The 16,706-nt window shown below is 57.2% G+C and carries 12 protein-coding genes; 9 read left to right on the forward strand and 3 right to left on the reverse strand.

Annotated features, from left to right (window positions below; all coding sequences use genetic code 11):
- Positions 1-55 precede the first annotated feature (55 nt).
- Entirely contained in the window at positions 56-970 is a 915-nt protein-coding gene (panE, locus tag ACVV26_RS16440; protein ID WP_474798285.1) for a 2-dehydropantoate 2-reductase, read from the forward strand.
- Positions 930-1,520 carry a protein deglycase YajL gene (yajL, locus tag ACVV26_RS16445; RefSeq protein ID WP_312985444.1) on the forward strand — a complete coding sequence of 197 codons (591 nt, stop codon included), beginning with the start codon at positions 930-932 and terminating at the stop codon, positions 1,518-1,520. Before panE ends, yajL begins: the two co-directional genes overlap by 41 nt.
- A gap of 12 nt (positions 1,521-1,532) precedes the next feature.
- On the opposite strand, the gene ACVV26_RS16450 is transcribed toward yajL, so the two are convergent.
- From ACVV26_RS16450 to ACVV26_RS16460, 3 genes are read right to left on the reverse strand one after another with little or no spacing between them, the layout of a single operon-like run.
- Complete coding sequence (locus tag ACVV26_RS16450) at positions 1,533-2,333, reverse strand: dimethyl sulfoxide reductase anchor subunit family protein (RefSeq protein ID WP_474798287.1); 801 nt, start codon at positions 2,331-2,333, stop codon at positions 1,533-1,535.
- 9 nt (positions 2,334-2,342) lie between these two features.
- The gene (locus tag ACVV26_RS16455) at positions 2,343-2,891 is read right to left on the reverse strand and encodes a 4Fe-4S dicluster domain-containing protein (protein ID WP_474798288.1); all 549 of its coding nucleotides are present in this window, start codon (positions 2,889-2,891) and stop codon (positions 2,343-2,345) included.
- Between the two features lie 2 nt (positions 2,892-2,893).
- Positions 2,894-5,227 carry a molybdopterin-containing oxidoreductase family protein gene (locus ACVV26_RS16460; RefSeq protein WP_474798290.1) on the reverse strand — a complete coding sequence of 778 codons (2,334 nt, stop codon included), beginning with the start codon at positions 5,225-5,227 and terminating at the stop codon, positions 2,894-2,896.
- A 170-nt stretch (positions 5,228-5,397) separates the two neighbouring features.
- Here ACVV26_RS16460 and ACVV26_RS16465 point away from each other — a divergent pair, with 170 nt between their 5' ends.
- The 7 genes from ACVV26_RS16465 to ACVV26_RS16495 all read left to right on the forward strand — a co-directional run bounded on the left by ACVV26_RS16465 (position 5,398) and on the right by ACVV26_RS16495 (position 16,614).
- Positions 5,398-6,090 (forward strand): IclR family transcriptional regulator, encoded by a 693-nt coding sequence (locus tag ACVV26_RS16465; protein WP_474798291.1) that lies wholly within the window; start codon positions 5,398-5,400, stop codon positions 6,088-6,090.
- Positions 6,091-6,200: 110 nt separating this feature from the next.
- Complete coding sequence (locus ACVV26_RS16470) at positions 6,201-7,862, forward strand: Mur ligase (RefSeq protein ID WP_474798293.1); 1,662 nt, start codon at positions 6,201-6,203, stop codon at positions 7,860-7,862.
- A gap of 7 nt (positions 7,863-7,869) precedes the next feature.
- Positions 7,870-8,571, forward strand: coding sequence for a cysteine protease LapG (lapG, locus tag ACVV26_RS16475; RefSeq protein ID WP_474798294.1), 702 nt, complete (start codon positions 7,870-7,872; stop codon positions 8,569-8,571).
- A 9-nt stretch (positions 8,572-8,580) separates the two neighbouring features.
- Entirely contained in the window at positions 8,581-10,524 is a 1,944-nt protein-coding gene (locus ACVV26_RS16480) for a bifunctional diguanylate cyclase/phosphodiesterase (RefSeq protein WP_474798296.1), read from the forward strand.
- Positions 10,525-10,580: 56 nt separating this feature from the next.
- Complete coding sequence (locus ACVV26_RS16485; protein ID WP_474798297.1) at positions 10,581-10,922, forward strand: tryptophan synthase subunit beta; 342 nt, start codon at positions 10,581-10,583, stop codon at positions 10,920-10,922.
- Between the two features lie 321 nt (positions 10,923-11,243).
- On the forward strand, positions 11,244-15,071 hold the full coding sequence (locus tag ACVV26_RS16490) for a retention module-containing protein (protein ID WP_474798298.1): 3,828 nt from the start codon (positions 11,244-11,246) through the stop codon (positions 15,069-15,071).
- 190 nt (positions 15,072-15,261) lie between these two features.
- Entirely contained in the window at positions 15,262-16,614 is a 1,353-nt protein-coding gene (locus ACVV26_RS16495) for a TolC family outer membrane protein (protein WP_474798299.1), read from the forward strand.
- The last annotated feature ends 92 nt before the right edge of the window (positions 16,615-16,706 follow it).

Genomic DNA, 16,706 nt, shown 5'->3' on the forward strand with positions numbered 1-16,706 from the left:
TAGCCGACGACGCTATACTACAACCACCTGGCTTACTGGCAGGTGAGGAGAAATCATGAAAATTACCGTACTGGGATGTGGTGCATTGGGTCAACTCTGGCTGATTGCGCTATTACGGCAGGGCCATGAGCTTCAGGGCTGGCTGCGCATTCCCCAGCCTTTTTGCAGTATAGACCTCCAGGATACTGACGGAACCATCTATAACGAGTCGATTATCGCCAACGATCCCGACTTCCTGGCGCAGAGCGATCTGCTGCTGGTAACGCTGAAAGCGTGGCAGGTATCAGACGCAGTGCTGCCGCTGGCGAAGATGCTCCCGGCTACCAGCCCTATTTTGCTGCTGCACAACGGCATGGGAACGCGTGAAGAACTCGCCCGGGTTACCCAACCGCTATTAATGGGCGCCACTACACACGCCGCCCGGCGCGACGGCAGCGTCATCACCCATGTTGCCAACGGCATTACTCATATCGGGCCGGCCAATCCGCAGGGCAACGATTACAGCGACCTGGCGGAGCAGTTGCACCAGGCGCTGCCGGACGTGGCGTGGCATGACGATATCAACGCCTCATGCTGGAAGAAGCTGGCGGTGAACTGCGTCATCAACCCGTTAACCGCACTGCTCGACTGCCCGAACGGCGAACTGCGCCATCACCCGGATGATATCGACGAAATCTGCCAGGAAGTGGCGCAAGTGATGGTGCGCGAGGGCTACCACACCTCACCGGAGAGCCTGCGCTACTTCGCCGATCAGGTGATCAACAGCACGGCTGAAAATATTTCCTCAATGCTGCAGGACATCCGCATGCAGCGCCATACTGAAATTGATTACATCACGGGATACCTGCTGCGCCGCGCACGTTCGCACGGGCTGGCACTTCCCGTTAATAGCCGTCTTTATGAACGCGTTAAGCGAAAGGAGAGTGAATATGAGCGCATCGGCACTGATTTGCCTCGCCCCTGGCACTGAAGAGACCGAAGCGGTCACCACCATCGATTTACTGGTGCGCGGCGGTATTGCCGTGACGACCGCCAGCGTCGCCAGCGATGGCGATTTAAAGATTGTCTGCTCGCGCGGCGTGAAGCTGCTGGCAGACGCACCGCTGGTGGAAGTGGCCGACGGCGATTATGACGTGATTGTGCTGCCTGGCGGCCTGAAAGGCGCGGAGTGCTTTCGCGACAGCCCGCTGTTGGTAGAAACCGTGCGCCAGTTCCATCAGTCCGGGCGGCTGGTAGCGGCGATGTGCGCCTCGCCGGGCACGGTGCTGATCCCGCACGATCTGTTCCCGCTCGGCAATATGACCGGTTTTCCAGGCCTTAAGCAGACCATCCCGGAAGAGAAATGGATGGAGAAACGCGCCTATTACGATGACCGCGTCAAACTGCTGACCAGCCAGGGACCGGGCACCTCAATGGATTTCGCCCTGAAGATTATCGACCTGCTGGTGGGCAAAGAAAAAGCCGCCGACGTGGCGGCTCAGTTAGTGCTGGCGTCGGGTATCTATAACTACCGCGACTGAATACCGTGCGCCCTAAAACCAGGGCGCACCGCTCATCACATTGCTATAAAACAGCATTCTGCCCGCGATCTCGCCGGTAAATACCAGGGCAATCGCCAATACGCCAGCCCACGCGGCAAACTTACCGTTGCGCAGCATAGCGAACACCGCCACGCCGATGGCGAGGCTCGCCAGCAGTTGCCACCACAGCAGCAGGCTTGCCGCATCTGCACCAGCGATGCGATAGCGCCACACCAGCGCGCAGGCCACTACCGCCACGCCGACAATCACGCCCGCCCGCAGCCGACGCGCCACTTCGCTGCCCCACAGGTTGGCGAAGACCGCAATCGAGACAAACCCCAACAGCAGCGCGCAGCCGATAAATGCCAGTTGCGTCGCCGGGCTATGCCACAGCGGATGCAGCACCATCTGGTAATACACCTGCGAGCTCACCAGTATCGCGGCAATCCCGGCCAGCACGGCAATTATCCCCACCAGCGTGACGGCCCTGGCGTTAACATTAATCCACACCATTAACAGCCACAGCGTCACCAGCACGTTGAGCAGGAAAAACGCCACCACTTCGCGGCTCAGCCAGGAGTGCCCCAGGCCATACAGCGCGCGCGGCGCCCCTATCGGCGCACCGAGGTGCGCGATGGATGCCAGCGAGCCGATGACCGTTACCAGCCAGACAAACAGCGCCACCCGCTTTAACACCGGTGGCGCAAACACCGGCGCGGCGCGCTGTTGCCCAATGACCACGGCAAGCAGAGCCCCAATACCCCACTGGGTCAATACCGTAAAGAACACCAGCGGCAGTTCGAAATGTTCCATAATTCCTCCTTACTCGTCCGCCGGAATAATCACCACGTTAGGGTGGCTGATGTTGTGGTCCGGCATGTAATAACGCTTCTCCACCAGCGCCCAGTCGGTCTGATGCTCGGCGCGCAACTGCTCGATCTCACCAAAGCGCAGCACGCCAGCAGGGCAGGATTCGACGCAGCGCGGCTTCATTCCCTGATCGATACACTCGGCGCACATGTTGCATTTGCTGGTTTTGCCCTCTGCCGGATCGTACACCGGCGCGTTGTACGGGCAGGCCATAATGCACATGCGGCAGCCGATGCAGCGGTCGTGATCCTGTACCACAATGCCATCCGGGCGTTTGGTGTATGTCCCTGCCGGGCACACTTTCATGCACTGCGGATCGTCACAATGGTTGCAGGACATGGTGATAAATCCCTGGGTATTGGGATTGTCGCTGGTGAACTCGCGCACCCGCCGCCACAGCACGCCAGGCGGGTTATCGTGTTCCGACTTACACGCCATGCTGCAAGTCTTGCAGCCGTAGCAATTTTTAATATCGATGAGAAATCCGTATTGCTTCGCCATGATTAGGCCTCCCTTTTCACATCGACCAGCGTGCTGTTACAGCAGTGCCCGTTACTGAGCAAATCCACCTGATCGTTGGTTACATGGCTGCTGCTGCCGCCCTGCTGCTCCCACCAGCCATTCTCCAGCGACACCACGCCTTTTTTGATATGTGTGGTCACGTCGGCAATGGCGCGGTGCTCGCCGCGATGGTTAAACACCGTTACCCATTCGCCATGCTGAATACCCCGGAGTCGCGCGTCTTCCGGGTGGATCATTACGTTCGGTTTATCGCGCTGGACTTCGAGTATCCACGGGTTCATGCCGTGGCTGGAGTGCACGCTGCGCGCCAGCTTGCGCTGCACGGCAAACAGCGGATATTTTTCCGCCAGCTCCGGCGAGCCCTTAACCGATTCGCTGACCTGCATCCACGTCACCACCGGGGAGAATTTCTTCTGCTGCCACTCCTCAATAAACAGGTTGGCTTTTTTAGTGGTGGTGCGGAACACGCCATCCTTGAACGGTATCCAGTCCCCTTCTACCGGGCGCACCGGGCCTTTCGCCAGCATTTCACGGGTGATGCCGGAGCCTTTCAGGCAGGCGTCGATGTAGTGCTCAATCGGCTGGTTGAACACCTCGCCAAAGCCGAAGCGCTCCGCCAGACGGGCAAAGATCCAGTAGTCCGGTTTGGCTTCTCCGGGCGGTTCGACGGCTTTTTCCATGAGCTGCACGTAGTGGCTGCGTACCCCGGCCATCAGGCTGACGTCTTCAAAGATCGTCGTCACCGGCAGGACCAGATCGGCATACAGCGCCGATGAGGTCATCAGGTTATCGGCCACCACCACAAACGGCACTTTCTTAAAGGCTTCGCGCACCATGTTGGTGTTGGGCAGTTGCGTCATCGCCCCCATGGTCATGTTCCACCAGAATTTGATGGGGTTCGGTTTGCCCTGGACAATCCATTCGCCAATCTTCGACACCGGGATGGGCGGGATTTTTTTGGCGTTCGGCGCGGGCGGAATAATCGGCGAGAACTTCGCCATCTGGCGTGCGCCGCCGGCATCGCATACCCCTGCCCCGCGCTTGCCGATGTTGCCGGTGATCAGCGCCAGGTAGAACTGGCTGGCGGCGACATAAGTGCCAAACTCGGTACGCTGTGCGCCGGACATGTTCTGCACAATCATCGATGGCGTGGTGCTGGCATAGTCGCGGGTCAGGCGAATAATGGTGTGCTCGGGGATCTCGGTCTCCGCGCTGACCTTCGCCACCGTCCAGGGCTTCGCCTGCTGGTAAATCTCGCTCATCACCGTGGTGAACGGGCTGTCCGGCGGCAGTTCCTCGCTGAACAGCGCCGGAACAATACCTGCGGCGTCATGGCGTACCAGGGTTTTGCTGAGGGTATCGAACACCAGGTAGCTGTCGACATCCTCCGGGGACTGGCGCATCAGCTTCTGGTCCTGGTCGACCAGATACACCGCGCCGGTATGAGCCCGTAAGAACGGCGCGTCGTAGCGCTGCTCTTCAACGATGATCTTGATCATCCCCAGCGCCAGCGCGATATCGGTGCCCGGCACAATCGGGATCCACTCATCCGCTTTGGCGGCGGTTTCGTTAAAACGCGGGTCAATCACCACAATACGCGCGCCGTTCTTCTGCGCCTGGGCGTAGTTTTTCCAGTAAGCGTGCATGGTGACTGCCGGGTTGTTACCCCAGCAGAGAATAAAGCGGCTGTCGGGGATCGTGTCGCGGGTATCGGCGTAGCGCAGCCCGAGCATCGGCGTCATCGACGCGGTGACCGCCGCGCAGCACAGCGAGCCTATCTGTTTGGTTGAGCCGCCGAGATAGTCGAAAAACGCTTTGCCCATGTCGTTCTTGATGGAGTCCATATTCCCGGCATGGGTGGTGATCAGCAGGCCTTCATTGCCCTGCTCGGCAATCACGGTGCGAATTTCCTTTTGGATGCGGTCCAGCGCTTCATCCCAGCTAATGGGTTTGAATTTGCCTTCGCCCTTTTCGCCAGTGCGCAGCAGCGGCTGGGTCAGGCGTTGCGGGTGATAAACCCATTTAGTACGGCTGATGCCGCGCAGGCAGCATTTTACGTTGAAGTCTTTGCTTGCCTCGATCTTCACCAGCCGATCTTGCCAGACATACGCCGTCAGGTTGCAGTGCAAACACTCCATCGCGCAGGTAGAGCGGTAGGTTTTGTAGTCAGAAAGCTTCAGGGGGACGCGGCGCAGCGGTTCTGCCTGCGCGGTGCCTGAGGTAAAGAAACAGGGGCTGAGCGAGGCAAGCCCAACCACACCAAGCCCTTTTAAAAGGGTTCTTCGTTTTAAACGATATTGACTCAATGCTTCCATGATGGATCCTCCAGTGGTTCACCATTAGTGAATCACGGTACACCATTAGTGTACTTGAGGATTATCAACGAATACTCATTTTAGGGTAGGTGTACACTCTGTTTCATCGTGATCGCCTGAAAGGAAACGAAAGGTGATAAACTGCCGTGCGAAAATTAAGAGGCCGTTATATGACAGAAAATGTACAGGGTGTGAACTCCGTTGATATCGCCGTCGCCATTCTTAATTACATCGCCAGCCAGCGAGGACGCGCCCGCGCCAGCGCCATCGCCAGCGGATGCGGTTTATCAAAGAGCCGCCTGCATAAATATCTGGTTTCGCTGTCACGTACCGGCATGCTTAACCAGGATGAAAACGGCCAATACTGCCTGGGTGAAACATTAATTAAGCTTGCCGATGCGGTGCCCGGTAATCAGGATGTCATCACGCTGGTGAACCCGGTGCTGTGCGATTTTCGCGATCGGATGAATTACTCTACCGGCGTCGCGGTCCCCACTCCGGAAGGCCTGGTGCTGCGCCACTATCACCGCAGTTTTAAAAATGTCGATATCGACTTTCTCGACAACACCCCGGTCCCGTTAGACGCCAGCGCCGCAGGGCTTATCTTTATGAGCTACGGCGTTTATCCCTCGCCCAGCCCGGAAGAGCGCGCGCAGATTGAACGGGTGCGCCAGCAGGGCTATGCGGTGCGCTACAAACCCACCCACGGCATTCCCGGCGCGCAGTCTATTGCCTGCCCGATATGCGATAGCCAGGGAAATCTGGTCGCTATTGGCGTCACCATGGGTTTTTTCGATAATGACGATGAGATTGGCCGGGTCGCCCAGGAATTAAAAAGCGCGTTAAGCCAGCTTCGTTTATAGCAGCGATGTATTTGCAGAAACCCCGTTGTGTTATAACCTCCATCAATAATTAAAAAGAGGCCGCCACGCAGCGGCGCTTCCCCCTTTCTTCGGCGCGACAAGGAGTAACCGTGTCATTAAGTGATTTACTGGAACAGGCTCGTCCGGCGATTGAGTCTTGCGCCAACGCGCTGCCTGCGCCGTTTCCCGCTTATGTCCTGTTTTTCAGCGCCTCTACGGGGAAAGAACGCGCGGACATTATTATCGCGCGCGGCGCAACCTTTGCTGATGCCTGGCTGGACGGTGCTACGGCTTTACAGCGTCTGCGCCAAAAAAACGATACCCAGTTTATCTGGCTACGTATTGATGCCGTAAATAAAACCGACGCGTTGCGCTGGGGGGATTTAAAAGAAAAGCTCAGCAAAACCAAGCGTAATTATTTCCGCTTCGGCCTGAGTTTTGATGCTGAATTTACCCACGCCATTCTCGAACAGGAAATTAACGCCAATGCGTTGCTGTATCAGGGAACCGAAGGCGTCGCCACGCCTAACGCCGCCAATCTGGCACACTATTCCCGCTACCGTTACGGCGTCAAACTCGACTGGCCGCAACGCGATGAACAGATACTGTGGCGTTTTACTACCCAGGGCGTATTTTGCGAAGGCGATAACTGCTATTCGCTGACGCCTCAGGGCCGCCACTCCGGCTATCGCCAATTGCTGCGCTGGCAACAGTCGCTGGCGCCGATGATCCACAGCGCCACCGATTATCTGGCCCGCCAGGTGAAAAAATCGGGCCGCTACTATTACGGCTGGTTTCCCTGTTTCGACCGCGCGATCCCCACCTACAACACCCTGCGCCACGCCAGCTCGACTTACGCCCTGCTGGAAGGCTGGGAAATTACCCGCGACGCCGCGCACTTCGATGCCATCACACGGGCGCTTGAAGATCTCTCGGGCGAGCTAATAAAAACCCGGTCCCTGCCGGACGGCGGCGAGGCCGACTTTCTGGTGGATACCGGTGAAGAAATCAAACTCGGCGGCAATGCGGTGGCGATCCTGGCGATGGCGAAATACACCGAGCTGACCGGCGACAAACGCTACGTTGAGCAAATGATCCGGCTGGCGCACGGCATCGCCTTTATGCAGCGCCCGGAACCCGGCGGGTTTGTTCACGTCCTGCATGCGGGGGATTTATCCCTTAAAGCTGAACAGCGGATTATCTATTACGACGGCGAAGCCGCGTTTGCCCTGATGCGGCTCTATGAACTGACTCTGGACCCGCAGTGGCTCAACATCGTCGAAAAGGCGGTGGATTATTTTATCGGGCAAAAGCACTGGCAGGCGCACGATCACTGGCTGAGCTACTGCATTAATGAACTTACGCGCTACCGCCCGCTGGAACGTTATTACCAGTTCGGGCTGGATAACGTGCGCGATCATCTCGATTTTGTGATTAACCGGGTAACCACCTACCCGACGCTGCTGGAACTGATGATGGCGGCCTCGCATATGATCGCCCGGCTCGCTGAATCAGAGCATCGCCACCTGCTGGAGGGTTTCGATCTCGACAAATTTAATCTGGCGCTGGAAACCCGCGCCCGCTACCTGGCGAACGGTTTTTTCTGGCCTGAACTGGCGATGTTCTTTAAAAACCCGGCGCGCATCGTCGGCAGCTTTTTTATCCGCCATCACAGCTACCGGGTGCGGATCGACGACGTCGAGCATTATCTTTCCGGCTATGTCGCGTATTACAAATACCGCCATAAGCCCATGACGCCAGTTAACGGCTAACCACGCGATGACCGCTATTTTCTCAGCGCTTCAGGTAGATCTCTGGCGGCGAAACGGCTGGCCATGCTGGCTGGCCCTGCTGCTGATGCTGTCGCCGGGGCTGGAAGCCGACTGGAATTTTGTCGCGATAGATAACAGCACCAAACGGCTGTACGGCGTCGCCACGCCGCAGGCGCAGCGGCGCATCGACGACTGGGCAGCACTGCTGAAAAACCAGCCGGAAGGCGACGTGCGGGAAAAGCTCAGCCGGGTAAATCAATTTTTTAATAAACGTCTGGAATTTAAGGACGATATTGTGGTGTGGCGTCAGCAGGATTACTGGGCGACGCCGATTGAATTTTTGCGTAAAGGAGCCGGCGATTGCGAAGATTACGCCATCGCCAAATATCTCACTCTGCGCGAAATGGGGGTCCCGGCGAGCCAACTGCGGATCACCTACGTTAAAGCGTTGCAATTAAATCAGGCGCACATGGTACTGACCTGGTATCCGACCCCGAATGCCATTCCGTTAGTGCTTGATAATTTAAAAGACGCGATTTTACCCGCCACCCAGCGCCCCGATCTGCTGCCCGTTTATTCCTTCAATGGTGAGGGAATGTGGCTACCGCAGGCCGGCAGCAATAAACGCGTGGGTGACAGCAAGCGTCTTTCCCGTTGGCAAGATCTTCTGACCCGAATGCGTGCAGAAGGATTTGTGATTAATGAATAGGAAGTAGCCATGTCCCTGTATAAACAGCTACTGATCGGCATTTGTGTGTTTACGCTGGTGATTTTTTGCGGGAATTTTTTTGTCTCGCTGGAAAGCTCGCGTGAACAATACCGAAACCAGTTAAGCGCCCATGCCCAGGATGCCGCCACCGCGCTTGGCGTCTCGTTAACGGCGAATATCGACGACCCCACCATGGTAGAACTAATGGTGAGTTCGATTTTCGACAGCGGCTATTTTTCCCGGATCCGTGTCATCGATATTAAAACCGGTAAGGTGATTCAGGCGCGCAGCGACGCGCCGCAAAGCGCCGATGTGCCGGGCTGGTTCGCCGACCTGGTACGTATCAACCCCGGCCAGGGCGACGCCATCGTCTCACGCGGCTGGGAGCAGGTAGCGCGCGTGGAAGTGGTCAGCCATCCGATGTTCGCGCTGACCCGATTGTGGGACAACATGATCGGCAGCCTGATCTGGCTGATGAGCTGTAGCGTGCTTGGCCTGCTGGGCGCGATGTTGCTACTGCGCCGCCAGTTGCGCCCGCTGAACTATATCGTTGAGCAAGCTACCGCCATCAGCCGTCGCGAGTTTCTTAATCTCCCTGCCCTGCCGAAAACGCCGGAGTTCCGCCGGGTCATTGAAACCATCAATATGATGGTTACCCAGCTAAAAGCCCTGTTTAACGAACAGGCTCAGCGCACCGAAGCTCTGCGCCAGGAAGCCTATCACGACAGCCTGACCGGCCTGAGCAACCGCCGCGCTTTTGATATCCATCTGCAATCGCGCCTGAGTGATGAAGAAAACGCTTCCGGGCATTTGATCCTGATCCGCTTGCAGGATCTGATGGGCCTCAACCAGCGTATGGGCGGCGCTAAAACCGACGAGCTGTTAAAGGCGGTGGCTAAAATTTTACTTAACGTCCAGCAGCGATTTTTCCACGGTGACGGACTGCTGGCCCGGGTACGCGGCGGCGAATTCGCGCTCGTTGCACCGTCTATTCTCCCTCAGGAGATGGAAACGCTGATGGGCACCCTGGCGTCGCAGTTTAAAACGCTGCACGAGACCGGCCTGAGCGACGTGACCCCGGTGGCGCATTTCGCCCAGGCGGATTTTTACTATGGCGACACGCCGCAGACCGTCCTGATCCGCGCCGATAATTTGCTGGCGATGGCGGAAACCGAGATGAGCTATTTCGCCAGCCAGTCCCGGGCGCTGGCGGTGATCAGCGGCGACGATCATCACACCTGGTATAACCGTCTGGCAGCGGTATTGCAGTCGGAATCATTCGAGCTGTACTCGCAGCCGGTGTACCAGTGCAATTCTCAGCAGGTCGTCCTGCATCATAAGATCCTGGCGCGCATCAAAGCGGAAAATGGCGACATCATTCCGGCGGGACGCTTTATGCCGTGGATCCACCGCCTCGGCCTCGGCAAACGCATGGACCAGGTGATGCTGAAACAGACGCTGCGGGAAATGGCGACGTCGCAGGACAACGTGGCCCTGAGCATCAGCGGAGAAAGCGTGGCCGATGACGCCAGCCTTGATGCGCTATTGGCCCCGTTAAAAAGCGCGCCGCAGCTGGCTTCGCGCCTGACGTTGGAACTGGATGAAAATGAACTGCCCGATCCAGAGCGCGTCAGCGCGATTATGACCCGGCTGAAAGACGCGGGCTGTAATCTGGGGATCCAGCATTTTGGCGGCCGCTTCCACCTAATCGGCAACCTGCCGCAATGGGGGCTGGCGTGGATCAAAGTCGACGGTAGTTACATCCGCAACCTGAATAAAGAAGAAGATAAGAAACTATTCATCCAGGCTATATATTGGGCCACGCGGCAAATCAACCTGCCGCTGATTGCCGAGCGCGTCGAAACCATGGGCGAGCTGGCGGAACTGGAAAAAATCGGGCTTTACGGCGCGATGGGACGTTTCTTCGGCGATGCGAGCACGCTACGCCAGTAACCCACCACGATAACGGGCAGCGAACGTTGCCCGACACAGTCGAGAAAGGAGCGAATATGCACTACATCGAACGGGATGCCACGGGACGGATCATCCGGGTGGCGGCAGCGCCTTTCACCGGGATGACGGAAGAGCAGCAGCACACCACGCCGGAGATCGGCGAATGGCTTAAAAAACAGGACGCGCGCACCGCGACGCTGCTGCAACTCCAGCGCAGCGACCTGGAAATGGTTCGCGTGCTGGAAGACTTAATTGAGGTGTTAATGAGCAAAGGCGTTATTAGTATTACCGACCTGCCTCACGCCGCGCAGACAAAATTAATGAGCCGCGCCCAGGCGCGTCGTCAATTAAGCGGGCTGGAAGGTTTAATTAATGATGATGACGAACAGTTAATTTAACTTAGGTATTTGTAGGAAATTTGTTAATTAATTTTTATAATTCATCACACGGCTACTAATTATGGTGGGTGGTTAAAATATATTCACATCAGGCCCTTATTCACCGGGCTCTTCCAGAGCCTGTTCCCTTTCCTAAATCATTTATCCCTTGAATATATCGCCCAAAAAGCGGTTTAATACCCCGGTTAAAACAGCGTAATTTCATCTTTTATCATTATTGTCATTTTCATTAGAAATGCTTACTGATGTCCCTTCAGAGCAATCACGTGCGCAGCATAAAGGGACCCTCTAACAAAAATAAAAATAGCGAAGGAAGTTCATATGAGTGGAGTAGTTGGCCTGGTTAAGGCAGTCATAGGACAAGTTTTTGTTGTTTCCCCCGATGGAAGCCAACGCCTGTTAATTGAAGGCGACAGAATATTAGAAGGCGAGCAAGTTCTAACCGGCGCAGCAGGCGCGGTAACTCTGTCTCTCGCTGATGGTAAAACCCTCGATCTTGGCCGCGATACCGTATGGGATGCACATGGCATCACCCTTCCTGCGGCCAGTGAACAATCCGATGTCGCCGCGCTGCAACAAGCGATTGCCGACGGTATGGACCCAACACAAACTCTCGACCCGACCGCAGCAGGCCCGCAAGCTGGCGCGAGCGGCGGCGGCACGCCAGGCGCTGGTGGCGCGCATACGCATGTTGTGCTTGATCTTACAGGCGAAATTGTTGATCCCAACGCGGGTTATCCCACTATCGGCCTCGACTTTCCCGACGACACCCCAGTAGAAGAACTCACGTTGTTGGATGTTGATGATGGGGATGCGGATGCAGATGCTGATGCCGATGCCGATGCGGATTCAGATGCCGACGCTGATGCGGATGCCGACGCAGACGCAGACGCTGATGCGGATGCGGACGCTGATGCTGATTCAGATGCCGACGCGGATGCCGACGCAGACGCCGATGCGGATGCCGACGCCGATTCGGATGCAGACGCCGATGCCGATGCGGACGCGGATGCTGATGCTGATGCTGATGCCGACTCGGATGCGGATACCGATTCAGACGCCGACGCAGATGCGGATGCAGATGCGGACGCCGATTCAGACGCTGATGCGGATGCCGACGCAGACGCAGACGCTGATGCGGATGCCGACGCAGACGCAGACGCTGATGCGGATGCCGATGCCGATTCAGACGCCGACGCAGATGCTGATGCGGATGCCGATTCCGACGCCGATTCAGACGCCGACGCAGATGCAGACGCCGATGCGGATGCCGACGCAGATGCTGATGCGGATGCCGATTCCGACGCCGATTCAGACGCCGATGCTGATGCAGACGCCGATGCGGATGCCGACGCAGATGCGGACGCCGATTCAGATGCCGATGCCGATGCGGATGCAGACGCAGATGCGGATGCGGATGCTGATGCAGACGCCGATGCCGATGCGGACGCCGACGCAGATGCGGACGCCGATTCAGATGCCGATGCCGATGCGGATGCGGATGCCGATGCAGACGCAGATGCGGATGCTGATGCGGATGCCGATGCAGACGCAGATGCGGATGCTGATGCAGACGCGGATGCAGATGCGGACGCCGATGCGGATGCTGATGCAGACGCCGATGCGGACGCTGATGCAGACGCCGATGCGGATGCAGATGCGGACGCCGATTCAGACGCTGATGCCGACGCCGATTCAGACGCTGACGCGGATGCCGACGCAGATGCTGATGCTGATGCTGATGCGGATGCTGATGCGGATGCCGATGCCGATGCGGATGCTGATGCAGACGCCGATGCGGACGCCGATGCGGACGCCGATGCCGATGCGGATGCCGATGCGGATGCCGACGCAGATGCTGATGCAGATGCGGACGCCGATTCAGATGCCGATGCCGATGCAGATGCAGATTCTGATGCCGACGCCGATGCAGATTCTGATGCCGACGCCGATTCAGACGCTGATGCCGACGCCGACGCCGACGCCGACGCCGATTCAGATGCTGATGCCGACGCCGATGCGGATGCGGATGCGGATGCGGATGCGGATGCCGACGCAGATGCGGATGCAGATGCGGATGCCGATGCCGATGCAGATGCAGATGCGGATGCGGATGCAGACGCCGATGCCGATGCGGACGCTGATGCAGATGCTGATGCAGACGCCGATGCCGATGCGGACGCCGATGCGGACGCTGATGCAGACGCCGATGCGGATGCCGATTCAGACGCTGACGCGGATGCCGACGCGGACGCCGATTCAGATGCCGATGCTGATGCGGATGCCGATGCAGACGCAGATGCGGACGCTGATGCAGACGCCGATGCGGATGCAGATGCGGACGCCGATTCAGACGCTGACGCGGATGCCGACGCAGACGCAGATGCCGATGCAGATGCAGATTCTGATGCCGACGCCGATTCAGACGCTGATGCCGACGCAGACGCCGATGCAGATGCTGATGCGGATGCCGACGCTGATGCCGACGCCGATTCAGACGCAGATGCGGATGCCGACGCAGATGCGGATGCTGATGCTGATGCAGACGCTGATGCAGACGCCGACGCAGATGCCGATTCAGACGCCGATGCCGATTCAGACGCCGATGCCGACGCTAATATCAAACTCGACGTCTCCGTCACGGTATCCCAGACCGAAGTCACTACCGGCAGCAAAATTATTCAGGTCAACGGTGGCAGCGGTAATCCGGATGGCTTCGATATTCAGGACGGCAAGATCGTCGCTATCGGTTCTAACGTTCGCGTGTGGTTAACGCCCAACAGCCCGTATAACGGCATTGTGGGCGATACCCCGCCGACCTGCGCCGATCCGGCCAACCAGATTAAGTATTATGACCAGTCCGGCAACGCGAACTCCGATTCGAGTAAATACTCGGATATCTTCGTGGTCGGCGATAAGACCGGCGGCTTCTACAAGCAAAGCGACTGGACCGGCGGGAAAGAGGATTTCAGACCGTTAAACGGCATCACCGGTAATCGGGGTGATGCGGGTAAGGTCGGCAAAGATTATATCTTCGTTAAAGGCGACAGCACTGACTATAAAGTCACGTCGTCTTCGAATAATAATGCCAATAGCCAGGACAACACCTACGATGGGTTAAAGGTCACCGACAGCCACGGCAAAGGGCTGTACGGCAACTCAAACCAGATTGAAGGCGTAATCTTCGGTGATGGCGGTTCCAAAACCAATCCCGGCACCACCACTACCGTTGTGGAGACCAAAGTTCAGCAGGTTTCACTGGATGTGGACCTTAACCTGTCCAGCGACCATAACGCCGAACAGCTGACGCAAATCAAGCTCACCGGTATACCGGAAGGCGCGAAAGTCGTGGTCTCCGATGGCAGTACGGTGAGCTATAAAGATGGCACTTATACCATCGACCTGCACAGCCCGACCTTTAAAGGGACCATTACGGTTGAACTGGAAAAAGGTGTCGATCATCTGGGCGAGATCCAGATGGAAGTGGCCTCTACCGCCAGTGAACACCACGACACCCATTTCACCTTTGATGGCGAAACCGGCGAACAGACCAACGCGCCAGAGCCTGAAATGATGTCCAGCCGGATGATGCTGGTGGATCACGACGGTTCAGATACCGATACGCACGACGGCTCTCACGATAGCACAACAGAACATGACGCGCAGCCGGATGCCCCAACGTCTGCCGACGATCATGGCGCATCCACACTGCTGGTCGCGGAAGACGACATCAGCCTCAACCACCTCGACAGCGACCAGGCCGGTACGCTGGCTACCGCGTCAACGCTGGCACCGCAATCTGAAACGTCGCTCAGCAATCTGCTGGGCGAGATGGAAGGAACGCATGTGGAGACGGCGGATACCGCCCCGGCGCAAGCAGGCACTGCTACCGCCCCTGAAACCAGCAGCGGCGCGGAACCTATCGTGCTAAGCGAAGTGCTGGGCGATACCGATAACAGCCAGGATGTGAGTTCGCTGATCAAGGTCGTCGAGCAGGGTAATGGCACCCAGACCGTGGATAATGCGGCGCAGGGCCATGCCACGCCGGTTGCCGAAACCGCCCCGGCCGATCCGGCGGCGGATAGCTACCACGGCGGCGATGAGTCGCTGATGGACAGTCTGATCGCCAAACCGGATACGGTGTCGTAAAGGTAAATATGGACATCCCTCGCGGCACGCTGCGAGGGATATTTCCCCGTAAAAGAAGAAATTAACGTTATTTAAAACGTCCTCTCTGGTTTGTTGATTAATCGGCAAATTAGCCCGAGGGCTTTTTAGATAAAAACGCTCTGTTATTGCTTATCCAACAACAGGGAATAAGTACCACAAAGGAAGAAACATGAATTACCGCAAGAACTTAATGTTAGGGCTCGCGCTGCCTCTGATGACATTAAGCCTGGCTCACGCCACCACGCTTGAAAACGCGATTAAACAAACGCTGGCTTCCCATCCTGAAATTAGCGCTTCCGCCAACAGCCGTTATTCTGCCGAACACGATTTGCAGGCGGCAAAAGGCGGCTATCTGCCCACGCTGAATCTCGAAGCGGGCACCGGCTGGGAGCAAACCGATAACGCCAGTACCCGCGCGTTAGGCGATCACAAACGCGACCTTAATCGCAGCGAGTCGAGCATTAATCTGCGCCAGAATATTTTTAACGGGTTCGCCACCACCAGCGAAGTGGCGCGCCAAAAGGCCACCGTGAACTCCCGGGCGTATAACGTCATGGATACCAGCGAAACCACCGCGTTGCAGGTGGTGCAAAGTTATCTCGACGTGCTGATGCGTGAAAGAATGGTGGCGCTGGCCCAGGAAAACCTGACCAACCATGAACGCATTTTCGATCAGATCACGCTGCGTACCGAACAGGGCGTAGGCCGCCTGGCGGACCACGAACAGGCGGAAGCGCGCCTGGCCCAGGCACGTAATAACCTGCTGACTGAACAGACCAATCTGGAGGACGCCCGCGCCAATTACCAGAGCGTAACCGGAATGGAAGCGGAAAACCTAACCCTGCCCGCGAAATTCGCGGTGCCCGCGTCGCTGGAAGAAGCCCGTAAAATCGCGCTGGAAAACAGCCCGCTGCTGAAACTGGCTGATTCGGATATCGAAGCCACCCGGGCGCAGTACGAAGCGGCCAAATCCCGTTTCTATCCGGAAGTGAATGTGGAAGTGGGCCGCACCATGGACAACAACATCGACGGAACGCGCGGCCATAACCAGGAGTGGCAGGCGATGATGCGGATGCGCTACAACCTGTTCAACGGCGGCAGCGATAAAGCCACCCTCTCCTCTTATGCTTACCGCACCAAAGAAGCCCAGGACGTGAAGCGCAATGCGCTGCGCCAGTTGAATGAAGAGCTGCGCCTGTCGTGGAACGCCCTGCGCAATGCGGAACAGCAGGTGCCGATCGCCAAAGAGTATGCCGATCGCAGTATGACGGTGCGCACCGCTTACCAGGAACAGTTCAGCCTCGGCGATCGCTCGCTGCTGGATATGCTCGACAGTGAAAATGAAGTTTTCAGCGCCCAGCGCCGATATGTAGAATTGCAGTTTGTTGAAATGTTTTCGACCTACCGCATCAACGCGCGGATGGGCGAACTGTTGAAAGCCATGTCGATTCAACCGCCGACTGCCGCACAACCGCTGGACGTCCAACAAACCACCCAGACGGACTTACCCGATCTTCAGTAAGACGAACCGGTAACCCATTGAACCAGGCGTTATTTTATCTGTTATGGGTGAAATAACGCTTCTTACTTTGCCTGGCATCAGGTACGGCAGAT

The sequence above is a fragment of the Atlantibacter sp. MEI4A-1023 genome (assembly GCF_056155425.1).